The 26,205-nt window shown below is 64.2% G+C and carries 23 protein-coding genes; 9 read left to right on the top strand and 14 right to left on the bottom strand.

The features are described 5' to 3' along the window. Positions 1-165: 165 nt before the first annotated feature. The 6 genes from ACMHYJ_RS00355 to ACMHYJ_RS00380 form a co-directional block, all read right to left on the bottom strand. A complete protein-coding gene (locus tag ACMHYJ_RS00355; RefSeq protein ID WP_414244209.1) occupies positions 166-786 on the bottom strand; it encodes an OmpW/AlkL family protein in 621 nt (206 codons plus the stop codon). A gap of 785 nt (positions 787-1,571) precedes the next feature. Beyond that, entirely contained in the window at positions 1,572-1,889 is a 318-nt protein-coding gene (locus tag ACMHYJ_RS00360; RefSeq protein WP_414244210.1) for a GNAT family N-acetyltransferase, read from the bottom strand. Then, entirely contained in the window at positions 1,879-3,330 is a 1,452-nt protein-coding gene (locus ACMHYJ_RS00365) for a bifunctional 2-methylcitrate dehydratase/aconitate hydratase (protein WP_414244211.1), read from the bottom strand. Before ACMHYJ_RS00365 ends, ACMHYJ_RS00360 begins: the two co-directional genes overlap by 11 nt. 24 nt (positions 3,331-3,354) lie before the next feature. Further along, on the bottom strand, positions 3,355-4,560 hold the full coding sequence (gene prpC, locus ACMHYJ_RS00370; RefSeq protein ID WP_414244212.1) for a 2-methylcitrate synthase: 1,206 nt from the start codon (positions 4,558-4,560) through the stop codon (positions 3,355-3,357). A gap of 47 nt (positions 4,561-4,607) precedes the next feature. Further along, positions 4,608-5,507 carry a methylisocitrate lyase gene (gene prpB, locus ACMHYJ_RS00375; RefSeq protein WP_414244213.1) on the bottom strand — a complete coding sequence of 300 codons (900 nt, stop codon included), beginning with the start codon at positions 5,505-5,507 and terminating at the stop codon, positions 4,608-4,610. A 185-nt stretch (positions 5,508-5,692) separates the two neighbouring features. After that, positions 5,693-6,682, bottom strand: a complete 990-nt coding sequence (locus ACMHYJ_RS00380) for a malate dehydrogenase (RefSeq protein ID WP_414244214.1) — start codon at positions 6,680-6,682, stop codon at positions 5,693-5,695. A gap of 263 nt (positions 6,683-6,945) precedes the next feature. Here ACMHYJ_RS00380 and ACMHYJ_RS00385 point away from each other — a divergent pair, with 263 nt between their 5' ends. The 9 genes from ACMHYJ_RS00385 (at position 6,946) to ACMHYJ_RS00425 (ending at position 13,491) form a co-directional block, all read left to right on the top strand. Beyond that, the gene (locus ACMHYJ_RS00385; RefSeq protein WP_414244215.1) at positions 6,946-7,716 is read left to right on the top strand and encodes a GntR family transcriptional regulator; all 771 of its coding nucleotides are present in this window, start codon (positions 6,946-6,948) and stop codon (positions 7,714-7,716) included. A 65-nt stretch (positions 7,717-7,781) separates the two neighbouring features. Then, positions 7,782-8,195 carry a succinate dehydrogenase, cytochrome b556 subunit gene (sdhC, locus tag ACMHYJ_RS00390; protein ID WP_414244216.1) on the top strand — a complete coding sequence of 138 codons (414 nt, stop codon included), beginning with the start codon at positions 7,782-7,784 and terminating at the stop codon, positions 8,193-8,195. After that, positions 8,195-8,575, top strand: a complete 381-nt coding sequence (gene sdhD / locus ACMHYJ_RS00395; RefSeq protein ID WP_414244217.1) for a succinate dehydrogenase, hydrophobic membrane anchor protein — start codon at positions 8,195-8,197, stop codon at positions 8,573-8,575. The genes sdhC and sdhD overlap by 1 nt, the downstream gene beginning before the upstream one ends. A gap of 1 nt (position 8,576) precedes the next feature. After that, positions 8,577-10,358 (top strand): succinate dehydrogenase flavoprotein subunit, encoded by a 1,782-nt coding sequence (gene sdhA / locus ACMHYJ_RS00400; RefSeq protein WP_414244218.1) that lies wholly within the window; start codon positions 8,577-8,579, stop codon positions 10,356-10,358. Positions 10,359-10,372: 14 nt separating this feature from the next. Continuing rightward, positions 10,373-11,086, top strand: a complete 714-nt coding sequence (locus tag ACMHYJ_RS00405) for a succinate dehydrogenase iron-sulfur subunit (RefSeq protein ID WP_414244219.1) — start codon at positions 10,373-10,375, stop codon at positions 11,084-11,086. Between the two features lie 5 nt (positions 11,087-11,091). Beyond that, complete coding sequence (locus ACMHYJ_RS00410) at positions 11,092-11,355, top strand: succinate dehydrogenase assembly factor 2 (protein ID WP_414244220.1); 264 nt, start codon at positions 11,092-11,094, stop codon at positions 11,353-11,355. Positions 11,356-11,371: 16 nt separating this feature from the next. After that, positions 11,372-12,670: a citrate synthase gene (gene gltA, locus ACMHYJ_RS00415; protein WP_414244221.1), complete on the top strand. Its 1,299-nt coding sequence runs from the start codon at positions 11,372-11,374 to the stop codon at positions 12,668-12,670. A 151-nt stretch (positions 12,671-12,821) separates the two neighbouring features. Continuing rightward, on the top strand, positions 12,822-13,073 hold the full coding sequence (locus tag ACMHYJ_RS00420) for a type II toxin-antitoxin system Phd/YefM family antitoxin (protein ID WP_414244222.1): 252 nt from the start codon (positions 12,822-12,824) through the stop codon (positions 13,071-13,073). Next, positions 13,063-13,491, top strand: a complete 429-nt coding sequence (locus tag ACMHYJ_RS00425; RefSeq protein WP_414244223.1) for a putative toxin-antitoxin system toxin component, PIN family — start codon at positions 13,063-13,065, stop codon at positions 13,489-13,491. Before ACMHYJ_RS00420 ends, ACMHYJ_RS00425 begins: the two co-directional genes overlap by 11 nt. 71 nt (positions 13,492-13,562) lie before the next feature. Here ACMHYJ_RS00425 and tssA read toward each other — a convergent pair whose 3' ends face one another. The 8 genes from tssA to ACMHYJ_RS00465 form a co-directional block, all read right to left on the bottom strand. After that, a complete protein-coding gene (tssA, locus tag ACMHYJ_RS00430) occupies positions 13,563-15,218 on the bottom strand; it encodes a type VI secretion system protein TssA (RefSeq protein WP_414244224.1) in 1,656 nt (551 codons plus the stop codon). Positions 15,219-15,253: 35 nt separating this feature from the next. Continuing rightward, positions 15,254-16,051, bottom strand: a complete 798-nt coding sequence (locus ACMHYJ_RS00435; RefSeq protein ID WP_414244225.1) for a hypothetical protein — start codon at positions 16,049-16,051, stop codon at positions 15,254-15,256. A gap of 93 nt (positions 16,052-16,144) precedes the next feature. Then, positions 16,145-18,910, bottom strand: a complete 2,766-nt coding sequence (tssH, locus tag ACMHYJ_RS00440; protein WP_414244226.1) for a type VI secretion system ATPase TssH — start codon at positions 18,908-18,910, stop codon at positions 16,145-16,147. A 111-nt stretch (positions 18,911-19,021) separates the two neighbouring features. After that, positions 19,022-19,510, bottom strand: a complete 489-nt coding sequence (locus ACMHYJ_RS00445; RefSeq protein ID WP_414244227.1) for an Hcp family type VI secretion system effector — start codon at positions 19,508-19,510, stop codon at positions 19,022-19,024. Between the two features lie 53 nt (positions 19,511-19,563). After that, complete coding sequence (gene tssC, locus ACMHYJ_RS00450; RefSeq protein WP_414244228.1) at positions 19,564-21,045, bottom strand: type VI secretion system contractile sheath large subunit; 1,482 nt, start codon at positions 21,043-21,045, stop codon at positions 19,564-19,566. Positions 21,046-21,102: 57 nt separating this feature from the next. After that, a complete protein-coding gene (tssB, locus tag ACMHYJ_RS00455) occupies positions 21,103-21,594 on the bottom strand; it encodes a type VI secretion system contractile sheath small subunit (RefSeq protein ID WP_414244229.1) in 492 nt (163 codons plus the stop codon). 66 nt (positions 21,595-21,660) lie between these two features. After that, positions 21,661-25,539, bottom strand: a complete 3,879-nt coding sequence (locus ACMHYJ_RS00460) for a type VI secretion protein IcmF/TssM N-terminal domain-containing protein (RefSeq protein ID WP_414244230.1) — start codon at positions 25,537-25,539, stop codon at positions 21,661-21,663. Then, entirely contained in the window at positions 25,536-26,204 is a 669-nt protein-coding gene (locus tag ACMHYJ_RS00465) for a DotU family type IV/VI secretion system protein (RefSeq protein WP_414244231.1), read from the bottom strand. The genes ACMHYJ_RS00460 and ACMHYJ_RS00465 overlap by 4 nt, the downstream gene beginning before the upstream one ends. Between the last annotated feature and the right edge of the window lies 1 nt (position 26,205).

Below are 26,205 nucleotides of genomic sequence, written 5' to 3' on the forward strand. Positions count from 1 at the left end.
CCAGAAAGTAAGGGTTTGAGAATGCCGGTATTTTAAAGGGGAAGCCGGATTTGGGCAACAGTCTTATATAAGATATAAGACTGTTGCCCCGGTTTGCACCCGCGCCGCCCGGTGCCGGGTGTCCGATGCGCCGCTTCGGGAAGCGGCTTTAGAAGGGAATCGGCTTTAGAAGCGGTAGCCCACCCCGACGGTTGCCACCCAGGGGTCGATGCGGGTCTTGCCGATGTTTGCGCCGTTCAGCCGCACGGTGGACGAGATGTCGATGTAGCGCAGGTCGGCGTTCAGGAACCAGCGCTCGTTCAGCTGGATATCCATCCCGGCCTGGGCGGCGACGCCCCAGGAATCCCCCAGGCTCAAGTCGCCCAGCGCGCTTTTGGTGCTGAAAAACGTCGTGTAGTTCAGGCCGACGCCCACATAGGGCTGAACCGTGGATTCGGGCAGGAAGTGCCATTGCACGCTGAGGGTGGGCGGCAATTGCTTGGTCGAGCCGATCTCGCCGAGACCCTTGGCGTTGATGGTGTGCTTGAACGGCACGGCCGCCAGCAGTTCGATCCCGATGTTCCGGGTGGCCATGTAGGTCAGGCTGAGGCTGGGGCGCGTGCTGCCGTCGATATCCAGTTTCACCGCGCCGTTGGCCACGGTGCCGTTGTTGGATTTGGGCTCGACGTGCGTGACGCCGACCTTGACCAGGACATCGCCGGCCTCGTGCGCGAGCGCCGGGCTGGCGGCGAGGACGCCGGCAAGCAGGGCGCAGGCAAGGGTGGTTTGACGAAGGGTTGATGCCATGAGGGCCTCCACGTTGGCGGTATGGTTTTACGAAAGGCCCTATTGTGTTGATGTTTTGGTCAAAAAACCTTAACCCGGATCAAATCAATGGCATTTATATAAGATATAAGTGATTGCTTGCCGAACCCAACAAAGTTAGGCTTTTTTAGCCGATGAATAGATTAGTAGATTAGTCATTGAGCGGCTTGAGCACGACAGCTTGGCCGGTCTCTGCGGCGGTCGGTTGTCATAAGCCGTTGCATAGGCCGTTGGCGGTATTTCCCGATGGATGAAGCCTGGATGACCGGGGGGCCGGCTGCGCATTCCCCAGCGTCCGCGTCTGGGGGGTGTTGCTCGGCGGGGCGCCAGGCAGCGGTCCGGCCTTTGGCCGGACTGCCCGGATCTGCCTCGTCCGCCGGGGCGTCGGGCGAACTCGGCCTGCGGCCTCAAACACGCCCGACGACAGCCCCCCGGCTCCCTTCGTCAGCATCCGGCGCTGCCCGACCGCGCCCCACCGGGCAACACCCCCCAGACGCTCATCGGCACCGCCTTGGCCAGCTCAATGCCCGCGTTTGATCGATGCTGACGGGCCAGTCTCGCTCAGTCGGCTTCACGCAGTCAGTCTTGTGCAGTCAGTTCCACCCAGTCAGCCTCCTCGGCCAGCCCCCTCAGTCAGTCCCTTCAATCAGCCCCTTCAATCAGCCCCTTCAATCAGCCCTCGTATCCCCCGTCCCTCGACAAACAAAAACCCGCGCGTGGATTCCTCTCCACGCGCGGGTTTCGACGCCAATCACGGCAATGAGTGCTCAATCGGCGGCCAGTAAATCCTGGTATTCGGGATGCCGTTGCATATAAGCCGCCACATAGGAGCACACGGCCTGGACGCGCCATCCCTGCGTCCGGGCCGTGTCCAGCCCGGCGCGCACCAGGTCGGCGGCGATCCCGCGCCCGCCCACCGGGGCGGGCACCCCCGTGTGCGTGAATGCCGCGATCCCGCCGGACAGCACATAATCCAGCACGCACAAGTGGCCGTCCTCGGTGACTTCGAACCGGGAGGCGGCCGCATTGTGGCGCACGGTGCGGGGCGCAACCCCCGCGGCAGCCGGCGCCTGGTCAGATGACATACAGATCCACGTATTCGTGCACCGGCATGGCTTCCAGTGTGGCTTGATCCAGCGACACATCCAGAATGCGTTGCTGCTGGCGCACCGGGAACTGGCGCGCCAGATTGGTGCGGAACTTGGCTTCCAGCAGCGGGATGCCGTCGGCGCGGCGGCGTTTGTGGCCGATCGGGTATTCGCAGACGATTTCGTCCAGCGTCGTGCCGTCGTTGAATTCCACCGTCAGGGCATTGGCGATCGAGCGTTTTTCCGGGTCGTGGTAGTCCGCCGTGAAGGCCGGATCCTCGACGCAGACCATCTTGTCGCGCAGGGCGTCGATGCGCGGGTCGGCGGCCACGCCGTCCTCGTAGTCGGCGGCGGTCAGGCGGCCGAAAATAATGGGCACGGCCACCATGTACTGGATGCAGTGGTCGCGGTCGGCCGGGTTGTCCAGCGGGCCTTTCTTGTCGATGATGCGGATGCAGGCTTCGTGGGTGCGGATCGTGATTTTCTTGATGTCGGCATCCGTCTTGCCCGCCGCCGCCAGTTTTTCGTGGATCTGCATGGCGCATTCGACCGCGGTCTGCGAGTGGAATTCGGCCGGGAACGAGATCTTGAACAGCACGTTTTCCATCACGTAGCTGCCGTAGGGCCGCTGGAATTTGAACGGCTGGCCCTTGAACAGCACATCGTAGAAACCCCAGACCGGCGCCGACAGCACCGAGGGATAGCCCATTTCGCCGGTGCGGGCGATCAGGGCCAGGCGCACGGCGCGGCTGGTGGCGTCGCCCGCCGCCCACGACTTGCGGCTGCCGGTATTGGGCGCGTGGCGGTAGGTGCGCAGGCTTTGGCCGTCTACCCAGGCCAGCGATACGGCGTTGATGGTTTCCTCGCGCGACAGGCCCAGCAACTGCGAGACCACCGCAGTGGAGGCGACCTTGACCAGCACGACGTGATCCAGCCCGACCTTGTTGAAGGAGTTTTCCAGCGCGATGCAGCCCTGGATTTCGTGGGCCTTGACCATGCCTTCCAGCACGGCGCGCATGGTCAGGGGCGGTTTGCCCGCCGCCACGGCGTTGCGCGACAGCCAGTCGGCCACCGCCAGGATGCCGCCCAGGTTGTCGGAGGGGTGGCCCCATTCGGCGGCCAGCCAGGTGTCGTTGAAATCCAGCCAGCGGATCATGCAGCCGATGTTGAAGGCCGCCTGGACGGGATCGAGCTGAAACTGGGTGCCGGGAACCTTGGCGCCGTTGGGGACGACCGTGCCGGGCACGATGGGGCCCATGAGTTTGCGGCAGGCCGGGTATTCCAGGGCCTCCAGACCGCAGCCCAGGGTGTCGATCAGGCAGTTGCGCGCCGTGGACAGGGCGAGTTCGCTGTCGATTTTGTAGTCGAGGACATAATCGACGATATCGACCAGAACCTGGTCGGGCTGGGGGCGGACGTTGGAAATAGTCGCAGACATAATGATTCCTGAAAAAGTTGCGGCTTATTTGCGCTTGGCAAGCGGGACGAATTTCTGGTCTTCCGGGCCCACGTAATTGGCCGTGGGGCGGATGATCTTGTTGTCGATGCGCTGCTCGATGATGTGGGCCGACCAGCCCGCCGTGCGGGCGATCACGAACAGCGGCGTGAACATGGCGGTGGGCACGCCCATCATGTGGTACGACACGGCCGAGAACCAGTCCAGGTTGGGGAACATTTTCTTGGCGTCCCACATGACGGATTCCAGCCGTTCGGCGATGTCGAACATCTTGGTGGAACCGGCGGACTTGGACAGTTTCTTGGCCACGGCCTTGATGACCTGGTTGCGCGGGTCGGACACGGTGTAGACCGGGTGGCCGAAGCCGATGACGACTTCCTTGGCCTCGACGCGGCGGCGGATGTCGGCCTCGGCTTCGTCGGGGGTTTCGTAGCGCTTCTGGATTTCGAAGGCGAACTCGTTGGCCCCGCCGTGTTTGGGGCCGCGCAGGGCGCCGATGGCGCCGGTAATGGCCGAATATATGTCCGACCCGGTGCCGGCGATGACCCGGCCCGTGAAGGTGGAGGCGTTGAATTCGTGCTCGGTGTACAGGATCAGCGAGGTGTGCATGGCGCGCACCCATTCGTCGGACGGGGCTTCGCCGTGCAGCAGGTGCAGGAAATGGCCGCCGATGCTGTCGTCTTCGGTTTCGACGTCGATCACGCGGCCGTTGTGGCTGTAGTGATACCAGTACAGCAGGGCCGAGCCCAGGCTGGCCATCAGGCGGTCGGCGATGTCGCGGGCGTCGGGCAGATTGTGGTCGTCCTTTTCGGGCAGCACGCAGCCCAGCACGGAGGCCGCCGTGCGCATCACGTCCATGGGGTGGCTGGCGGCGGGCAGGGATTCCAGGGCGGTCTGCACCTGCAGCGGCAGGCCGCGCAGGCGGCGCAGTTTTTGCTTGTAGGCGGCCAGCTCGGTTTTGTTGGGCAGTTTGCCGTGGATCAGCAGGTGGGCGACTTCTTCGAATTCGCAGGTGTCGGCGATGTCCAGGATGTCGTAGCCGCGATAGTGCAGATCGTTGCCGCTGCGGCCCACGGTGCACAGGGCCGTGTTGCCCGCCACGATGCCGGACAGCGCGACGGATTTCTTGGGTTTGAAGCCGGGGGCGGGCGCTTCGGCGGCCGGGGCGGCGGCGGGTGTGCCGGTTTTCTTGGTTTTGGAGGATGTGGCCATCAGAGGTCTCCTTGGGGACGGAATTTAACGGAAGCGGGGCGGGCGGTTCAGCGCGCCTTGCCCTTGCCTTGTTGGAACAAGGCGTCCAGTTGGTCTTCGTATTGGTGGTAGTCGATGCGGTCGTAGAGTTCTTCGCGGGTTTGCATCAGATCGAGGACGTTGTGCTGATGGCCGTCGCGCCGGATGGCCTGGTAGACGGCCTCGGCGGCTTTGTTCATGGCGCGGAAGGCGGACAGCGGGTACAGCACCAGGCCCACCCCCGCGCCGGCCAGTTCCTGCACGGTGAACAGCGGGGTTTTGCCGAATTCGGTGATGTTGGCCAGCACCGGCACCGGCAGGGCCTTGGAGAATTTGGCGTAGGTGTCCAGGTCGTAGGAGGCCTCGGCGAAAATGGCGTCCGCGCCGGCTTCGACGCAGGCGTGGGCGCGATCCAGCGCGGCGTCCACGCCATCGACGGCAATCGCGTCGGTGCGGGCGATCAGGTAGAAATCGCTGTCGGTGCGGGCGTCGGCGGCGGCCTTGACGCGGTCGGCCATTTCTTCGGTGCTGACGATTTCCTTGCCGGGGCGGTGGCCGCAGCGCTTGGCGCCCACCTGATCCTCGATGTGGCAGCCGGCGGCGCCGAACTTGATCAGGGACTTGACCGTGCGGGCGATGTTGAAGGCCGATGGGCCAAAGCCCGTGTCGATGTCCACCAGCAGCGGCACGTCGCAGACGTCCGTGATGCGGCGGATGTCGGTCAGGACGTCGTCCAGGGTGTTGATGCCCAGATCGGGCAGGCCCAGCGAGCCGGCGGCCACCCCGCCGCCGGACACATAAATGGCCCGATACCCGGCGCGTTTGGCCAGCAGGGCGTGGTTGGCATTGATGGCGCCAATGATTTGCAGGGGGGATTCTTCGGCGATGGCCTGGCGCAGCAAAGCGCCGGGCGAGGAGGGACGGGTCATGAACGGCTCCGGTGTGCGGCCGCGCCGGGCAGACCCTGTGCGCGGCAGAAACGCCCCGGGTAGGGGCGGGGTTCCAGTCGATGGTGGGGGGATTGTGTGTCCGGGAGGATTCCCTGTCTGTCATCGACCGGACAATTTGGCCGGTCGCCGGGCCGGTGTGGCGCCCCGGTGGCCCGGCACTGGGGTTATTTCAGGAGATCGGCGATCCCGTCGCGTTCTTCCAGCAGTTCGTTCAGGGTGTGATCCATGCGCTCGCGCGAGAAATCGTCGATTTCCAGGCCGCTGATGCGGGTGTATTCGCCGTTTTCCGTGGTGACGGGCACCCCGTAGATGATGCCTTCGGGGATGCCGTAGGAACCGTCGGAGGGCACGCCCATGGTGACCCACTTGCCCTGGCTGCCCAGCACCCAGTCGTGGATGTGGTCGATGGCGGCGTTGGCGGCCGAGGCGGCGGACGACAGGCCGCGGGCCTCGATGATGGCCGCGCCACGCTTGCCCACGGTGGGGATGAAGGTGTCTCGAATCCAGGCGTCGTCATTGATCAGGGACTGCACCGCTTGGCCGCCGATGGTGGCGAAGCGGGTGTCGGGGTACATGGTGGGCGAGTGATTGCCCCAGACCACCAGTTTTTCGATGTCGGCCACGGCTTTGCCGGTCTTGGCGGCCAGCTGGGACAGGGCGCGGTTGTGATCCAGGCGCAGCATGGCGGTGAAGTTCTTGGCGGGCAGATCCGGTGCGGATTTCATGGCGATGTAGGCATTGGTGTTGGCCGGATTGCCCACCACCAGCACCTTGACGTTGCGGCTGGCGACTTCGTTGAGGGCCTTGCCCTGCGCGGTGAAAATCTGGGCATTGACCTGCAGCAGGTCTTTGCGTTCCATGCCTTGGCTGCGCGGACGGGCGCCCACCAGCAGGGCCACGTCGGCGTCTTTGAAGGCGGTGCGCGGGTCGCTGTGGGCGCTCATGCCGGCCAGCAGGGGGAAAGCGCAGTCGTCCAGTTCCATCATGACCCCGTGCAGGGCCTTCTGGGCGCGCTCGTCCGGGATTTCCAGCAATTGCAGGATCACGGGCTGGTCTTTGCCGAGCATTTCGCCCGAAGCGATACGGAATAGCAAGGCATAGCCGATTTGACCGGCGGCGCCCGTGACGGCAACGCGCATGGCGGGTTTGGACATAGAGATTCTCCGAGTGGATGTGGTAAAGAGTATCCGGGTTCAGGGGGCCGGCGACCTGCCTGCGCGTGATCCGGGCAGGCGGTCGGGCGTCGGCGGGAAGCCCCTGATAAAAGTGCCGAAAAGAGTAGTGTATTTCATCTATCAGCGTCAAGGGTCTTATATCTTATATAAGACAGAAGAGTATTAGACATCTGCGCGTGGAAATGCGAAAATGCACAAGTTCCATTTTGTAGCATGGGCCGCCCTGCCGCACTTTCCAAGACATGTCCGATACTTCTCAGCTCGATCGCCAACAGCCGCCGGGACGCACCCATCACAGTGCCGCCTTCAGCCCGTTGTATCAGCAGATCAAAGGGCTGATCCTGCAGGGGCTGGATCGCGGCGAATGGAAGCCCGGCGAATCCATCCCCAGCGAACTCGAACTGGCCGCGCGCTTTCAGGTCAGCCAGGGCACGGTGCGCAAGGCCATCGACGAACTGGCGGCCGACAACCTGCTGATCCGCCGCCAGGGCAAGGGCACGTTCGTGGCCACCCACAACGAGGCCCGCGTGCGCTATCGGTTCTTGCGGCTCAGTTCGGATGACGGCCAGCCGGGGGTGTCCACCAGCCAGATCCTGGATTGCCGCCGCGCCAAGGCCTCGGCGGATGTGGCGGCGGCCCTGGATTTGCGCGCGGGCGATGCGGTCGTCAACATGCGCCGGGTGCTGTCCTTCGACGACGTGCCCACCATCCTGGACGACATCTGGCTGCCGGGCAGCCCCTTCAAGGGCCTGACGCTGGAATTCCTGCAACGCTATCGAGGGCCTGTGTATGCCCTGTTTGAAACCGAATTCGGGGTCAGCATGGTGCGCGCCGAAGAAAAAATCCGCGCCGTCGCGGCCAGCCCCGCGCAGGCCGGCCACCTGCGGGTCGAGGCGGGCAGCCCCCTGCTGCAGGTGGAACGCATTGCCTACACCTACGGCGACCGTCCCATGGAACTGCGCCGCGGCCACTACGTGACAGAACGGCACCATTATCGCAACAGTTTGAATTGATCTCCAGATCGGCGAAAATGCCGTATCCGCACCAAAATTCCTTCATTATCCACTACGAGGCCATCATGTCTGAATCAGCCACAAAGCCGCGCCCGCAGTTTCGTAACCTGGGGTTAAGCGACCTCATGCGCTACAAGCTGCCCCCCGCGGGCAAAGCATCCATCCTGCACCGGGTCAGCGGCGCATTGCTTTTCCTGGCGCTGCCCTTGATCCTGGTGCCGCTGTTCGCCCAAAGCGTGCAGACCCCGGAAACCTTCGCCGCCATGAAAGACTGGGTCGCCAGCCCCGCCTGTAAGCTCGTGCTGCTGGTCTTGATGTGGGGGTATTTCCATCACTTCTGCGCCGGCATCCGCTACCTCACGCTGGATTTGCACATCGGCAACGACCGCGCCGCCTCGCAGCGCTCGGGCGCCCTGGTGATTGGCCTGGGCCTGGCCCTGACCGTCGTGTTCGGCTTGAAATTGTTTGGAGTCTGGTAATGACACATGAACGCATCGGTCGCAAGCGCCTGGTCGTGGGCGCCCATTACGGCACACGGGATTTCATCGTCCAGCGCATGACGGCGGTCATCATGGCCGTCTACACGCTGGTTCTGGTTTTCTACGCGGTTTTTGTCCCCAGCCTGGATTTCGAATCCTGGCGGGCTTTCTTCATCTTCACGGTGGGGGCGCTGCCCGTGGGCCAGATGCTGGCCACGCTGGCTTTTCTGTCCCTGATCTGGCACGCCTGGGTGGGGGTGCGCGACATCTGGATGGATTACGCGCATTCCGATGGCCTGCGCCTGGCCCTGCAGGTCCTGACCGCGCTGTGGCTGGTGGCCTCGGCGGCTTTCTTTGTCAAAATTCTCTGGAGTCTCTAACGTGGCCGCTGTCAAGAAATCTCTCCCGCGCCGCCAGTTCGATGTGGTGGTCGTTGGCGCCGGCGGGGCCGGCTTGCGCTGCGCGCTGCAGCTCTCCAATGCCGGCCTGACGGTCGCCGTGCTGTCCAAGGTCTTCCCCACGCGTTCGCATACGGTGGCCGCGCAAGGCGGCGTCAGCGCTTCGTTGGGCAACATGAGCGAAGACCACTGGCAATGGCACATGTACGACACGGTCAAGGGCTCCGATTGGCTGGGCGATCAGGATTCCATCGAGTTCATGGTGCGCGAAGCCCCCAACGCCGTGTACGAGCTCGAACACTTCGGCATGCCTTTCGATCGCAACCCGGACGGCACCATTTACCAGCGCCCGTTTGGCGGCCACACGTCCCATTTTGGCGAAAAGCCCGTGCAGCGCGCCTGTGCGGCGGCCGACCGCACCGGCCACGCCATGCTGCACACGCTGTATCAGCGCAACGTGGCGGCGCGCACCAATTTCTTCGTCGAATGGATGGCGCTCGACCTCCTGCGCAACAACGACGGCGACGTCCTGGGCGTGACCGCCATCGAAATGGAAACCGGCGAAATCTACGTGCTGGAAGCCAAGCACACGGTGCTGGCCACGGGCGGCGCGGGCCGCATTTGGGCGGCCACCACCAATGCCTTCATCAATACGGGCGATGGCCTGGGCATGGCGGCGCGCGCCGGCATCCCCCTGCAGGACATGGAATTCTGGCAGTTCCACCCCACCGGGGTGGCGGGCGCCGGGGTGCTGATCACCGAAGGCGTGCGCGGCGAGGGCGGCTTTCTGCTCAATAAAGACGGCGAGCGCTTCATGGAACGCTACGCCCCGCAGCTCAAGGATCTGGCCCCGCGCGATTTCGTTTCGCGCTCGATGGATCAGGAAATCAAAGAAGGCCGGGGTTGCGGCGATGGCAGCTACGTCTATCTCAAGCTGGATCACCTGGGCGCCGAGACCATCCAGAAGCGCCTGCCGTCGATCCGCGAGATCGCCATCAAGTTCGCCAACATCGACCCCATCAAGGATCCGATTCCCGTGGTGCCCACCATCCACTACCAGATGGGCGGCATCCCGGCCAATTATCACGGACAGGTCATGACGTTGGTCAATGGCGAGGAAAAAATCGTCAACGGCCTGTACGCCATCGGCGAATGCGCGGCCACTTCGGTGCACGGGGCCAATCGCCTGGGCACCAATTCCTTGCTGGATCTGGTGGTGTTCGGCCGTTCCGCGGGCAATTTCATCGTCGACCAGCATCCCGAGCGCCAGCACAGCCATCAGGTGCTGCCCGACACGGACATCGACGCCTCGCTGGATCGCGTCAACCACCTCGAAACCCGCACCTCGGGCGAAAAGCCCCAGGACGTCGTCCACAAGATGCAGCAGGCCATGCAAAGCCATTACGGCGTGTTCCGCAAGCTCGACAAGCTCAAGGCGGGCGAGGCTGTCGTTGCCGACCTGGTGCCCCAGGTGCGCGACATGTATTTCTCGGACAAATCCAAGGTCTTCAACACGGCCCGCCTGGAAGCCCTCGAAGTCGCCAACATGATCGAGGTCGCCCGCGCCACGGCCAAGTCCGCCGCCAACCGCCTGGAATCCCGCGGCGCTCACGCGCTGGACGAATACCCCGAGCGCGACGACGTCAACTGGCTGAAGCACACCTTGTGGTTCTCCGATGACCAGCACGGCCGCCTGGAATACAAGCCGGTGCGCATGAAGCCCCTGACCGTGGACACCATCCCGCCCAAGCCGCGCACCTTCTAATCCTGGATAACGTCATGACCAAACGTATCGTGAAATTTGAAATCTACCGCTACGATCCAGACAAGGACGAGCGCCCTTACATGCAAAAGCTGGAAGTCGAACTGCAGCCATCCGACAAGATGCTGCTGGACGCCATCCTGCGCATCAAGAACGAAGTCGACGACAGCCTGGCGCTGCGCCGGTCCTGCCGCGAAGGCGTGTGCGGGTCCGATGCCATGAACATCAACGGCCACAACGGCCTGGCCTGCACGACCAACATGCTGACGCTCACCGAGCCCATCGTCCTCAAGCCCTTGCCCGGCCTGCCGGTGGTGCGCGACCTGATCGTGGACATGACCTTCTTCTACGACCAGTACCATTCGATCAAGCCCTACCTGATCAACGACGAGCCGCCGCCCGAAAAAGAGCGCCTGCAGTCCCCCGAAGAACGCGAGGAACTCAACGGCCTGTACGAATGCATTCTGTGCGGCTGCTGCTCCACTGCCTGTCCGTCTTTCTGGTGGAATCCCGACAAATTCGTGGGGCCGGCGGGCCTGCTGCAGGCATACCGCTTCATCGCCGATTCGCGCGACCGCGCCACGGGCGAGCGCCTGGACAACCTGGAAGACCCCTATCGTCTGTTCCGCTGCCACACCATCATGAACTGTACCGAAGTCTGTCCGAAGGGGCTGAACCCCTCGGCGGCCATCGGCAAGATCAAAGAAATGCTTGTGCGCCGGACGGTGTAAGCCACATGCCGGGCGATCTCTCTGATCTGGACCGCGCCCGCCTGCGTTGGCGGGCGCGGCGCGGCCTGCTCGAAAACGACCTCATCATCACGCGCTTCCTGGATCGCCACGAAGCGCAATTGACGGATGTCGACGTGCGGGCGCTGACACAGCTTTTTGAAATGGGCGACAACGAATTGCTCGATGTTCTGCTGGGGCGTTGCGACGTGTCTGGGGTCTATGACACGCCCGATATCCGGCGGCTCGTCCAGCAAATGAAAGCGCTGTAACTTAAAGGAAAATCACATGCAGCTATCCGATAAAAAAGCCACGCTATCGTTCTCCGACGGCAGCCCTTCGGTGGAGTTCCCCGTATACCAGGGCACCGTGGGCCCCGAGGTCATCGACATCCGCAAGCTCTATGGCGAAACCGGGATGTTCACCTTCGACCCGGGCTTCCTGGCGACCGCATCGTGCGAATCGGCCATCACGTTCATTGATGGGGGCAAGGGGCAGCTGCTGTACCGGGGCTACCCCATCGACCAGCTGGCCCACAAATGTGATTTCCTGTCCATCGCCTACCTGATCATGAACGGCGACCTGCCGAATGCCCAGCAAAAGCACGATTTCGACGACCTGGTCACGCATCACACCCTGGTGCATGAGCAAATGCACACGTTCCTGCAGGGCTTCCGCCGCGATGCGCACCCGATGGCGGTGCTGACCGGACTGGTGGGGGCCTTGTCGGCCTTCTACCATGATTCCACCGATATCACCAACCCGGTGCACCGCGAGGTCTCGGCCATCCGCCTGATCGCCAAGATGCCCACGCTGGTGGCCATGGCCTACAAGCATTCCCTGGGCCAGCCCTTCATCTATCCCCAGAACGACTTGTCCTACACGGGCAATTTCCTGCGCATGATGTTCGCCACGCCGTGCGACGACTACCAGGTCAACGAAGTCGTCGAGCGCGCGCTGGATCGCATTTTCATCCTGCACGCCGACCACGAGCAAAACGCGTCCACGTCCACCGTGCGCCTGTGCGGCTCGTCGGGCACCAATCCGTTTGCGGCGATTGCCGCCGGGGTGGCCTGCCTGTGGGGCCCGGCCCACGGCGGGGCCAACGAAGCCTGCCTGAACATGCTGGAAACCCTGGAAGCCAATGGCGGGGTGGCCAAGGTGGGCGAGTTCATGGAAAAGGTCAAGGACAAGAACTCCGGCGTGCGCCTGATGGGCTTCGGCCACCGGGTGTACAAGAACTTCGACCCGCGCGCCAAGATGATGCAGGAAACCTGCCGCGAAGTCCTGGATGCCCTGGGCCTGCACAACGACCCCTTGTTCAAGCTGGCCATGGAAGTCGAACGCATCGCCCTCGAAGACCCCTACTTTGTGGATCGCAAGCTGTATCCCAACGTGGACTTCTATTCCGGCATCGTGCAGCGCGCCATCGGCATCCCCACCTCGCTGTTCACGGCCATCTTCGCTCTGGCGCGCACCGTCGGCTGGATCGCCCAGTGGAACGAAATGCTGTCCGATCCCAACTACAAGATCGGCCGTCCGCGCCAACTGTACACGGGCGCCGCGGCGCGCGACGTGCAACTGTAAGTCCGAGCGTTCGCCCGGCGAGGTTTCCCGTTGAGTGTTGAAAAGCCCCCGCGCATTGGACGAATGTCCGGTGCGCGGGGGCTTTTCGATAAATTGAGCAGATCGAGTGGATGCAGTAGACTATTTGATAGGCTTATGCGAGGAATCTAAAATGCAAACGCTTACCGCCAGCGAAGCGAAAGCTCGATTCGACGAATTGATAGATCGGGTACAACGAGAGCCGGTTCAGGTCACGCGGCGCAACCAGGTGGTTGGCGTCATGGTGTCTGCGGAGGATTACCATGCGATGCGTGCCTTTTATGCGGATCGGTTGCGGCGCACCTTGAAACAAAGCGCAGAAAGCGCCGCTGCCAGGGGCCTGACGGAGGCGCAACTGGAACAGCTTCTAGTCGATGAGGATTAAACGTGCCGTCGTTGATACCAATGTGTTGATTAGTGCCGCGCTGTCAGCCCGGTCTGCTCCAGTGCAGATCGTAGATTGTCTTTTGCAGCACGCGACCTTGGTGTTTTCGCGTGAGACCTTTGATGAATTTGAAACCAGGCTCTGGCGTCCGAAATTTGATCGCTATCTGGATGCGGATCGCCGTCGCCTGTTATTGCATGACTTTGCCGCCGTCGCCCGATGGGTGGTTCTGCCGGCGGCGCCCAGGCCAACATACAGCCGTGATCCTGATGACGATATGTTTCTTTATACAGCCTTGCATGGTAAGGCCGACTGGCTGATCAGCGGCGACAAGGATTTGCTGGGGCTTTCTTTTTCTGACTGGGGGTTTGAGATTCTATCGCCCGCGCAGGCCTTGGAAAAATGGCACCAGAAGTAAGGAAACCCAATAATCTTGAAACTTGGTTTTAGTTGATTCGCTTTCGCTTTCGCTTTCTCTGTGCATTGATGTCAGGCCGTGAGCCCCGGCGCCAAGCCCGCCAGGGCCAGCTGCGCTTGTTGCATCAGGGCTTGGCTTGCGGCGTCCTGGCTGGGCGCGGCAGCGGGGCTGGGCGTGTTCAGGCGGGCGCGCAGCGCCCGGTAGATCGCCAGCCAGCCGCGCCGGGCCAGGTCGGGTTCCCAACTGTCCAGGCGCTGGGCCAGGCAATCGTCGGCCAGGCTTTGGGCCAGGGGGTAGGGTGTGGCGTTGGCAAGCAGGCTGGGCAGGGATTCCAGCAGGGCCAGGCGGGCCAGAAAACGGTCGCGTCCCGCCCAGGTGGTTTCGATCAGGGCCTGGTAGGCGGCGATGGCTTGTTCGGGATGGCCGGCGGCCTGGGCGGCCTGGGCCTGCTGCTGGGTTTGGCTGGCCCGGTCGGGCGGCGGGCCGCCCGCGCGTTCGGCGCGGCATTCGGCCAGCCAGTGGCGGGTGGCCTCGTCGGCAAACGGGGTGCCGTCCGAAAACGTCAGGTGTTCGAGGCCGGGCAGCCGTTCGGCGAATGCCAGGGCGTGTTCAGTCACCGCCTGGCGCAGGGGCGCCCCGGCGGGGCCCATCAAGCCGAAGCCGCGCGCCGATTCACGATCCAGATCCAGCCAATAGGGAAACGTGCCCAGGCGGGATTCGCAAAATTCGATCAGGCCGTCCGGGTTGTTGTTTTGGCGGATGGTGGCAAAGGCGTCCAGAATGGCTACGGGCGGGGCCATCAGGGCCGTGGCGCCTTGCTGGGCCGGTGGGGCATCCAAAAGGGTGCTGCGCGCGGTCAGGCGGTTCAGGTCGATGCACAGGGGGTTCAAGGGGGCCAGTGTCCGCAGGCTTTGGTTTAGCCGGGCGATGTAGTCCAGGGCGGGGTGCAGGGCCTGGATGACGGCGTCCGGGCTGTCCAGACTGGCCGGGAGGCCGTCGGCGGCCGGGGAAAATGCGGGCAGGCTGGCGGCCTTGGCCGGGGGCGCGGCGGCCGGGACGGCGGCGGGCGGATGTTTGGCCGGGTCGGCCTGTCCGGCCGGTGCCGCGTCGGTCTGCGGGGTGTCTGTGTTGCCTTCGGCGGGGGCGCTGGTTTCGGCGGGGGACGTTGCCGCTGCCGGCGGCGCTTCTTCTTGTACTTCCAGGCGGCGGATGTGCTGCGTCAAGGCCTGCAGCGGCGGGCTTTCGGGGTCGAGTTCGGCCAGGCGGCTGTCCAGCGATTGGATATCGGCCAGCATGGCGGCGTGTTCGGCGGGCGGCAGCGGGGGAATTTCTGCGGTTTCCAGCCAGGCGGAGGCCCGGTCGATCCCCCAGATCAGGGCGTTGCGCCGCCCGCGCAGGCGCTTGACCGCGGGCCAGGCGCTGTCCCAGAAGCGGGCCACCAGTTGGTCGAACAGGTGCAGCGCGGCGGCCAGGCCCTCCACCTTGTGCCGGTGTATCCAGGCGGCTGACAGCCACGCGGCCACCATGAAGTCTTTGCTTTGCTGGGCCAGCAGACGGCTGGCGATGGTTTCGACCCGGGACCAATCGACCTGGCCCGAACTGGTGGGGCTGGACAGTTTGTCGATTTCGCTGGAAAGCGCGTCGTAGTCTTCGCCATCGCGGATGTCGGCGCCGCCGGGGGCGGCGTCGGAGATGGCTTGCAGCAGGGGTTCGGTATCGAGGGTCATGCGCGTGATTATAGAGTTTGACGCGCCGGGCCGGCTTATCCCAGGCGAATCAGGCTGACGTCCCGGGGTTCGCCGTCGGGCAGGGTGCCGATGGCCAGCAGGTCGGGGTCGCCGTCCAGGCGCGTGTAGTAGCGTTCGTCCGGGCCGATGGCGTTGCGCAGCGCCCAGGCCTCGAAGGCGGTGTCCGCCGCGGTGAATTGCACGCCCTTGAGTTCGTATTGGTTATCGGTGCTGGCGGGCAGGCCGCCTTTGGGGCCCACCGCGTGGAAGTCGATTTTTGCGCCGTGGCCCGCCACGCCCAGCAGCGCCCCCGGGGCGGTGTGTCCCGGCTGGGGGTGGGTTTCCAGCCAGACGCCCAGGCGTTCATGCGCGTGCAGGCCCAGGGCGATGGGCCAGGCCGGGGCGCTGGGCGCGTGGGCGCGGGCCACGACCTTGGCCGGCCAGCCGGCGGCGGGCAGGGGCGTCCAGTCGTCCAGCACGGCCGGATGAACCGGGGGCGGCGGGGCGTCCGGCGCGGCGCCGGGATCGGGCGCGTCGCCGCCCAGCACGGTAAACCCGTTCAGCGGGCGGCCCAGCTGGGTGTGCAGCCGCAATCTGAACAAGGCCAGGTCGCGGCGCAGGATCGGGTCGGCGTAGCGGCTGGCGGGGCCGAACACCAGCACAACCGCCGCATTGGCGCTGGCGGCTTCCTGGGCGGCGGCCAGCCAGGCCAGGCCCTGGGGCCAGCGCTGGCCCCGGATGGGCAGGCCATAAGGCTTGAGCTGCCGGGCGGCGGCCTGGGCCGCGTGTTCGTCGTCGGACAGGTTGATGAACCAGGCGCATTTGTCAGTCATGGGGCCTCGCAATGGGTAGATGGGCGCCGGGGGAAGCGCCGCGCAAGCCGGGCGTCATCCCCGGGGGCATGGGGCACATGGGTTTGTTCAGCGTTAATCGAAGCGGGCCGTGAACTGGCCGTGTTCGTCCACGTCCAGATGGGCCTGGCTGAGATCCTGGGCATTGGCCATGTGCGTCAGCAGGGTGTTGGACAGCAGGGGCAACAGGGTGCCGCGCAAGATGAAGTCGATATTGCGCGCCCCGGTATCGACCTCGGTGCAGCGCTGCGTGATGGCGTCCACCACGGCCTCGCTGATGTTCAGGCGGATTTTGTTGTTCTGCAGCATGCGGCGGGCCAGCTTGTCCAGCTTCAGGCGCACGATGCCTTGCAAGGCATCGGCTTTCAGCGTGACAAACGGGATCACGGTCATGCGGGCCAACAGGGCGGGCTTGAAATGCTGCGACAAAATCGGCCGCACGGCCGCCTGGATGGCTTCCATGGGGGGGATTTCGTCGCCCGCGCACAGTTCGGTGATGACATCCAGCGCCAGATTGGAGGTCAGGAAGACCACGGTATTGCGGAAATTGATCTCCCGGCCTTCGCCGTCGGACAGCACGCCTTTGTCGAACACCTGGTAGAACAGATTGACGACATCCAGGTGGGCTTTTTCGACTTCATCCAGCAGCACCACCGAATAGGGCCGTTGGCGCACGGCTTCGGTCAGGACGCCGCCTTCGCCATAGCCCACATAGCCCGGGGGCGAGCCCACCAGGCGGCTGACGGTGTGTTTTTCCTGGAATTCGCTCATGTTGATGGTGACGATGGACTGTTCGCCGCCAAACACGGTGTCCGCGATGGACAGGGCGGTTTCGGTCTTGCCGGTGCCCGAAGGCCCCACCAGCAGGAAAACCCCCATGGGCTGATCCGGGTCGCGCAGGCCGGAGCGGGCGGATTTGAGGACTTCGGCGATGGTGTTCAGGGCGTAGTCCTGGCCGCGGATGCGGGTTTTGAGCGTGGCTTCCAGGCCGAGCGCGGCGCTGGCCTGGTCGCGCATCATCTTGCCCAGGGGGATGCCGGTGCGGTCGGACACGACCTTGGCGATGGTGTCGCCGGAGACATCGATGAAAATCAGTTTTTCCTGGGCCTGCAGGGCATCCAGGGCCTGTTCGGCCTGGATCAGATCGGCTTCGATGGCGGCCGCATCGCGCAGCGGGGCGGCGGCAGTCCCCGCGTTCAGGGGGTCGGCCTGCGGGGCTTCGGCGGCCGATGCGGCCGTGGATTCAGCGGCTGGAGCGGTATCCGCCGGGTTGCCGGCCTGGCCGGCTTCGGCGGTGTCGTGTCCGTGCGGGGCGGCCTGGCTGCGCTCGGCGCGCAGCGCCAGCACACGGTGGGCGGCGTCGTGCTGCGCCTGGTAGCGCGCGCGGGCGGCATCCAGCTGGGCCTGGGTGTCGGCCAGGGCCTGGTCGATATCGGCCACCCGCGCCGTGTCGGTGGGCACGCGGTTGTCGATGTCGCGCAGCAGGCCGCGTTTTTCGCGTTCCAGCATTTGCAGCTGGCGTTCGAGGTCTTCGATGAAATCGGGCTTGGAGCTCAGGTTGATCTTGATGCGGGCGCAGGCGGTGTCCAGCAGGTCGATGGCTTTGTCGGGCAGTTGGCGGCCGGTGATGTAGCGGTTGGAGAGCTCGGCGGCGGCGGCCAGGGCTTCTTCGCGGATGATGACCTGGTGGACTTGTTCGTAGCGTTCTTTGAGCCCGCGCAGGATTTGCACGGCCATGGGCACGTTGGGCTCGTCCAGCTTGACCAGCTCGAAGCGGCGCGCCAGCGCGGGGTCTTTTTCGAAATACTTCTTGTATTCGCTCCAGGTGGTCGCGGCGATGGTGCGCAGTTCGCCCCGCGCCAGGGCGGGTTTCAGCAGGTTGGCCGCGTCGCTGGAGCCCGCCGCGCCGCCCGCGCCGATGAGGGTATGGGCTTCGTCGATGAACAGGATGATGGGGGTCGGCGAGGCTTTGATTTCGGTGATGACGCCGCGCAGGCGGTTTTCGAACTCGCCCTTGACCCCGGCGCCGGCTTCGAGCGCCCCCATGTCCAGCCCCAGAATGGTGACGTTGCGCAGCAGGTCGGGGACGTCGCCCTCGGCGATGCGCACGGCCAGGCCTTCGATGACGGCGGTTTTGCCCACGCCGGGATCGCCCACGCAGATGGGGTTGTTCTTGCGGCGGCGCGCCAGGATGTCGACCATCTGGCGGATTTCCGGGTCGCGGCCAAAGACGGGGTCGATCTTGCCGTCGCGGGCCTTGGCGGTGAAGTCTTCGCAGAACCGCTGGACGGCGCTGCCGCCGCGGCCATCCGGGGCGGCAGACGCCGGGCCCGCGCCCGGGGCGCCGGCGGCGCTGGTCATGGCCGATTCGCGGGACTGGCCGGCCACCGCGCCCAGCAGCTGGATGACGTGGTCTTTGTCCAGGTGTTCCAGCAGGGCGGCGTAGGTGCTGTTGGCATAGAAAGACCGGCGCGCGGCAAAGGCCGCCAGCAGCGCCCCGGATCGGATCGAGGACTCGAACAGATCGACGGAGGCCACCATCCAGGCGTCGGAGAACAGATCGGGCAACAGGGGGGAGAACTGCGGCCGCGCCCCATTGCCTGTTTTAAAGGATTCCAGGGCTTGTTCCAGCGCCCGCTGCAGGCGGCCGGGGTCGATGTCCGCCTGGCGCAGGATCAGCCGGATGTCTCCGTTGGGGTCGTCCAGCAGGCGCACCAGCAGATGTTCGAGGGTGATTTCGTAGTGGGTGCGATTGAGGCACAGGCCGGCGGCGTTTTCCAGCGCATCACGGCACGCCGGGTTGAGGCGTTCGACCAGGGATCTGAATTCGACAATTTGCATAAGTGTGCGCCTGGAAAGGAGACAGGATAAGAAACGGGCAGCAAAGCCGCCCGTTTGACGACCGAATAAGGCATCGGCCCGGCCATGTGGCAAGCCGCCACATCAGGGAGATCAGGACTTCGGGGCGTTCCAGGAATCCTGGGCTTCGATGCCATCGGGGGTGAAGGTTTCGATGATGGTCTCGTAGGTGAAGGAGACAGCCTCCATGTGGCCCATGGACTTGTTGGCCGGATCCAGGCAGATCGGGACGAACTTGTGCATGGACGTGATGATGGCGTTTTTGATTTCCACCGTGTAGTAGAGTTCTTCCTTGCCTTGGGGCGAGATCCGATAGTATTCCAGCTTGGCGTCGGTCAGCTGTTCGCCGGACGTGAGCGCCTGGAACAGCTTGGGCGAGGCTTTGTCGATTTCCTTGGTGATGGTCAGCGGGCCGTGGATGCGCTTGCCGGTGGGCAGGCCGGTCTGGATGGACTTCGGGATTTCGATGGTGTGGTCGACTGCCTGAACCAGAATGGTATTTTCGTGGCCCTGGATGGTGCAGCTGCCGTCGATTTTACCTTGAGTTTGGCCGGTGAGGGTGAGGTAGCCGGGCATGGGCATGGTGGATCTCCTAAGCGTGAAGGGTGCCGGCTGGGACAGCCGGCGGTATGGGTTTACTTGCGATCGAGCTTACCGACCAGGGATAGGGTGAATGATGCGCCCATGTATTTGAAGTGCGGGCGCACCAGCATGGAAACCCGATACCAGCCGGGGTCGCCTTCCACATCTTCGACATTGATCTGCGCCGTGCGCAAGGGGCGACGGCTGCGAACCTCGGGCCCCGGTGCATCCATGTCGGCAACGTATTGGCGAATCCAGTTGTTTAGTTCACCTTCGAGGTCTGCACGTTCCTTCCATGTACCAATATTTTCACGTTGTAGCACTTTGATATAATGTGCCAGGCGGCTGACCACGAAAATGTAGGGCAGCTGGGTACCCAGCTTGTAGTTGGTTTCGGCCTCTTTGCCTTCTTTGGTGTTGCCGAAGAATTTCGGCTTCTGGCACGAATTGGCCGAGAAAAACGCCGCATTGTCGCTGTTCTTGCGCATGGCCAGGCCAATGAAGCCCTGTTCGGCCAGTTCGAATTCGCGGCGTTCGGAAATCAGGACCTCGGTGGGGATCTTGGTCTGGATTTCGCCCATGGCCTGGAAATTGTAGATGGGCAGGTCGCCCACCGTGCCGCCGCCTTGCGGGCCGATGATGTTGGCGCACCAGCGGTAGTCGGCGAAGCTGGCGGTCAGGCGCGAAGCGAAGGCAAAGGCGGCATTGCCCCACAAGAAGGCGTGGTTGCCGGCGGAGACATCTTCTTCGTAGTTGAATTTCTTCGAGGGGGTGGTGTCGTTGCCGTAGGGCGTGCGCAGCAGGAAATGCGGCAGCACCAGGCCCACGTTGCGCGCGTCCTCGCTTTCGCGGAAGCCGTTCCATTTGGTGTATTGCGGCATCTCGAAGATCGAGGACAGGTCTTTGAGATCGGGCAGCTTGGCGAAGTCGTCCAGGCCGAAGAAATGCGAACCCGCCGCCGCGATGAAGGGGGCGTGCGACATGGATGCCACGCTGGCGCAGTATTGCAGCAGCTTGACGTCGGACGAACCCGGGCCGAATTCGTAGTTGGCGATGATGGCCCCGAAAGGCTGGCCGCCGAACTGGCCGAATTCGGCGGTATAGCAGTTTTTGTACAGGCCGGATTTGGTGACTTCGGGCGAGTCTTCAAAATCGCTGAGTAGATCGTCTTTGCTGACGTTCATGATCTGGATTTTGATGTTTTCGCGGAAGTTGGTGCGGTCGATCAGGAACTTCAGTGACCGCCAGGAGGATTCCAGGCGCTGAAAATCCGGGTTGTGGAGGATTTCATCGACCTGGCGGCATAGTTTCTTGTCGAGTTCGGCGATCATGTCGTCGGCCAGCGAGGCCGTGATGCGGTCGGTCGCCCGGGCAGGATCCAACAAGGATGAAATAAAGGTCTGGATGCCTTGGCGGGTGATGGCGTAGGACTCGTCGCCGGGGCGCACCCGTGTGGTTTCCAGTAGTTGGTCGATCAGGGAACCGCTGCCTTCCTGGGCGCTGGTTTGTTCCTGTTTTGCGGCTTCTTCGCTCATGCTTGCTTCCTGCTTGTGTACTGTAGGGCCCGTCCAGCGGGGAAAATGGCGATCGGGTTATTGCTTGTCGTCGATGCCGAGTTCTGTCAGCAGGCGTTGGCGCGCGCCGTCGTCCTGGACGAGTTCCTGGAGTTTCTTGCGGAAGTCGGGGATGTTGCCCAAGGGGCCTTTGAGGGCTTTCAGCGCGCCGCGCAGTTCGACGATGGAGCGCAGCTCGGGGACTTTTTCGACGATGCTGTCAGGTTGGAAATCGGCCAGGGATTCGAATTTCAGGCTGACCGGGATGTTGTCTTCGGAGTCGGGTTCCAGGCGGTTGGGAACGGAAAGGTCCAGGGACAGGTTCTGGGCCTTGAGGACGTCGTTGTAGTTGTCCTTGTCCACGTTGATGGGGGCGCGGTCTTCGACGCTGCGGTCATCGGCGCTTTGCGTGAAGTCGCCCAGGATCAGAAGCTTCAATGGCAGCTCGACCTCGGCGTGCGCATCACCGGTGGCCGGCTTGTAGGTGATGTTGACGCGCTCTTTGGGCGCGACGGATCCTTCTGTAGCCATATGTGTCTCCTGTAATGGCAATCCCGGCAATGGGGATAAAAATTTTGACCTGAGATACTTAATCTGTCAATCGTTGAAATCTGTCACTTTCGCGGCGGGCCCGGTTTTCGCGGCGGATCCGGTGGCCGCCGGCGGGATCGTCAGGGTTCTGCCCGTAATGATCAGGTTGTTGTCCTTGATGTGGTTCAGCTGCTGGATGGCGTCGATGCTGGTGCCGTAGCGCCGGGCGATCGAATACAGGGTGTCGCCGGCCAGCACCTTGTGGGTGCGCAGCGGCTCGGGGGCTGGCGCGGGGGGCGGCGGCGGAGGGGGCGGCTCCGGCTCGGGCTCGGGTGGCGGCGAGGGGTTCAGCAGCAGGTTGGCGCGCTGCTGGATGTAGAGCGGCAGGGTGGACGCGATCTGGCGCGGCGACCCGGCGGTCCAGCACTGGCCGGCGCGGTCGGGAACCTTGAGGGCGACGCGGGCGGGCACGGCCCCGACGGCCGGCGTGTCGGTCTGGGCCAGGTAGTCCAGCTGGTCGGCCATGGTCAACAGCTGATCGGCGCCGACGAAATCGTAGCGCACGTGGATGGTGCGCACGTCCAGGGCATCCAGTCGGGCTTCGGATTGCGGGAAGTCGGCGGGCGTGAAGATGTGTTCGCCGTCCTGGAAGTCGGCCAGGAAGCGCGCCATGCCCATGGGGCCGGGATACCGCTGGGTCAGCGTCAGGTCGTCGATGCTGATGCGCAGGGTCACGTCGCCGCATTGCTCGGGCGACCAGTCGAAGCTGTTGGTGACGGCCATGTTGAAGTTGTCCAGGGTGATTTCCTGCTGCGCGCACTGGATCGACAGAATGGCCGAATAGGGCTGCGCCTGGGCCCCTTCGTTGACCCCCAGGGGCCGGGCGGTGATCAGGATGTTGGCGCTTTTCCCCTTGGCGGCTTCGGCCTGTTTGGCCTTGACGACGGATTCGACGCGGGTGTCGACCGAACGGTTGAGGAAAGGCAGGAAGTCTGGGTTGAGGGGGGCCTTGAAGCCGTTTTTGTCCAGCAGGCTGAAACCGCTGGCCTGGCGTTTCACGAAGGGTTTCAGCGGGCCGTCGGCAAAGGCCCAGACCGAGCCTTGATCGCCGAACAGCTGGTCGTCGGCTTCGCGCGTGCTGACGGCCAGCTGGGTTTTCCACAGCACGTCGTGTTCCCAGGCCTGCTGAATGTGGCAGGAGGCCTGTTCCAGGGCGTACAGCGTGAGGATGCGCAAAGGCCCGCCCACCAGCTTCCAGATCATCTGGTCGTCGGGCAGGTTGTAGCCCGACGCCTGGCGGAAGGCGTTCAGGCTGTCTTGCGCGGTTTGCAGGTCGGAGCTGGCGGCCTTGGGGTCGGTGCCCAGGTTGAAGTAATCGGCGGAAAGCTGGTAGGCCTGGCCCGCGCCCTCCAGCGCCTTGGCGGCGGCCACGTCGAATTGCTTGGCGTAGTCGGCAAAGGCCTGAACCCCCTGGATGGAGCGGTTCAGGGTGCTGCCGGCGGCCGCGGCGGCCTGGCCCTTGATTTCGGGATGCAGAATGCGGGTGCCGATGGTGTTGATGGTCTGGATGATGGCCGATGCCTTGTCCAGCGACACGTTGTCACTGGTGGCCCGGCGTTGGGTGCTGAATTCGCGCGCGAACTGCAGCCAGCCGGGCAGATCGGTGTCCGGCGTGCGGGCGAATTCGGTATTCAGGCGGTCGAAGAACAGGTAATAGGGGCTGGTGACGGTATCCACGCGGGTCACCAGGTCGCGCCAGGCGGGCTCGTTGGTGATCAGTTGTTCGCCCTGGTCGAAAGACCAGGCGAAACTGCGCCAGGTGTTCATGCGCTCGCTGGCGTACCAGGCGTCGAACGCGCCTTTCTTGAACTGGAAGTCGGTCGAGTTATCCAGGGCCTGGCCGATGGCGGCCAGTTGTTTTTCGATCAGTTGGTCGCCCGCCAGGGTCATGGCGGGCGGGATTTCGTTGTAGTTGGTGCCTTGCGAACCCGGCAGCCAGAAATCCCGCAGCGCGACGGGGCTGAGTCCGGGCTGCGCGTTGGCCCAGGACAGCAGCCAGGGCAGGTGATCCACTTGGTCGACGGCCTGTTGCAGCAGCGTCCGGTCGGACTCCAGGCTGTCTTGCAGCCAGGGGGCGTCGGTGGGGCTCCAGGCCTTGAAGGCGGCGGCCATTTGCGCGGGCGCGTCGCCCAGCGACGAGGGCAGGTTCAGCCCCAGCGTCGCGGTGATTTGTTCCGGGGCCTGGGGCATTTTAAGCAGCTGCTCGTAGTCGGCGCCCTGGATGCGCGCCTGGGTCTGGTTGATGTTGCGCACCAGGGTGATGACGGCGGTGGAGTAGGCTTTTTCGTGCGCCGGATCCTGGTCTTGCAGGGCCGGCAGGATGACTTCGCGCCGATTGCGTTCCTGCAGGTCGCGGTAGCCGTCCACGTATTGGGATTTGATGTCGTTTTCCAGGCTGATGAGATCGGGGCTGAATGCCAGCCAGCGGGTGGCCCATTGCTGTTCGTGGTCGTCGAGCAGGTTGATGATGCGCAGCATCCCGCGCAGCGACTGGATGCGTTCCTGCACGGGCAGGTCTTTGTCCAGCGAGGTTCTGGGGTAGGCGTCCTGGATGTCTTTCAGGCTGGTGCGGGTCTGGTAGTAGGACACCAGCAGGAAACCCAGCGCGGCCAGGCACAGGCAGATCCAGGTGACGGTGGCCAGGTTGCGCGTGGCCTGGCGCCAGCGGTCGACGATGACGGTGGGTCGCCAGGCCCCGTGATCGGCGGGCAGGACGTACTCGAAGATGTCGTGCAGGAAAAGACCTTTGCGCACGGGGCCGGCGGCGGATGCCTCGGCCGGTCGGCCCAGCAGATCGGGCCAATGCTGGCCGTCTTGCGTGGCGCTGGTCAGGAAGATGCCGCGCAGCAGCGGTTGTTCCAGGTAGGGGCTGTTGCCCATGCTGGCGGCCAGGAATTGCTTCAGCCCGGCGCGCAGGCGCTCGACCTCGTCGGGGAACAGCAGCAGCTCGGGGCCCGGGGCCTGGCCCTGGATGGCCGTGTCCAGGCGCAGCTGGCGCAGCCGCAAGATGATTTGATCGAGCGCCTGGTCGGCGAACTGGGCCTCGGCCCCGTCGCCCTCGGCCAGCGTGCCGGTAAAACCCAGGGCCTGGTTGATCTGGTGGGCCGGCAACTGCCGCGACCAGGCCTCGAACCCGGGGATGTGATCGGCCTGGGTGATCAGCAGGTGGATGGGGAAGCGGCGGTCGAACAGGCGGATCAGCTGGTTGATGTGTTCGCGCAGCGCCTGGCCCTGGCGCGCCAGGGTGTCCGGGGAAGCCTGCATCAGTTGGTCGGCGGTCACGCAGAGCACCAGGCCGTTGATGCCTTCTTTCAGGCGGTATTTAGACAGCAGTTCGAGGATGCGGTCCCATTCGGCCTGGTCGGTTTCGGTGTTGTCCGCGGCGACGTAGCGTCCGGCGGTATCCAGGATGACGGCGCGGTTGAGAAACCACCATTCGCAGTTTTCGGTGGGGCCGATGGCGTCCAGGGGGGCGGTGCCGCGCACCAGGCTGCCGGGTCGGGATTGGGTGACCGCCGTGGTCTTGCCGCTGCCGGGCAGGCCGATCACCATGTACCAGGGCAGCGCGTAGATGGGGTTGCCGTAGCGGCGCAGGCTGGAATGGCGCAGCGTGCCGATGGCTTGTTTCCATTTGAGGTTCAGCCGGGTCAGGCCCGCCGGGGTGTCGACCTTGGCGCGGCCGTGGATTTCGGAGGCCGCCAGCTTGGCGCGCGACCGGGCCAGCAGCCACAGGCGCCGCAGCAGCTTGTAGCCCAGCCAGAGGCCGATGCAGCCGAAGAAGACGGCCAGCGCCCCCCAGGCGGGCCACATCAGATACATGGCCAGTATCCAGCTGAACAGGCCGAGGGCGATGAGTTGCAGGAACCTGAGCAGAAAGGTTTTCATAGGTTGATCGCCTGGCGGAATTGCTGGACTGCTTGGGTGAGCTGGGCGTGCATGGCCAGGGCCAGCGCCAGGATGAGCAGCGGCGGCACAAGGATCAGCAGCAGGCGCTGCGGCGTGAGGCGCGCGCGCAGGCCGCGGCGGCTGGATTTGGATTGCGCGGGATAGGCCACGGGAAACATCCGGGCGTCGGCCGCCCGGGCTTGCTGCGCCGCCTGGGGCAGCAGGCGGTAGTGTTTCATGCGGATGTCGGTCAGGTCGGCCGTATTGCTGGCGGTCAGGTAGCGGCCTTGGAAGCCCAGGCACAGGCACAGCAGGTAGACTTCACGCAGGTCGTGGTCTTTGGGGCCGAGCTGCTCCAGGCGTTCGAAGAATTCGCGCCCGGCCAGGCCGGTCTGGAAGTAGCGGCGCTGCAGCAGAAAGGGCTGCCAGGCGTGCTCGTCGGGCCAGTGGCGGCCCCGCGAGATGGTTTCGTCCGCCCAGGCCAGAACCGGATACAGCGCCTGGCGGAAGGTATCGGCGCTGGCGCCCTGGCGCAGCGCCTGGGCGTGGGCCTGGTCGATCAGTTGGTCGATGGTGCCGGAGAGTGCTTCCGGGGTGTCGCCGGATTGGCTCTGGAAGGCTTGAACCCGGGCCATCAGCAAGGTGAAGCAGTCGGCTAAGGGCATG

The sequence above is a fragment of the Castellaniella hirudinis genome, from assembly GCF_047468865.1.
In the GTDB taxonomy this organism is placed as follows: domain Bacteria; phylum Pseudomonadota; class Gammaproteobacteria; order Burkholderiales; family Burkholderiaceae_B; genus Castellaniella; species Castellaniella hirudinis_A.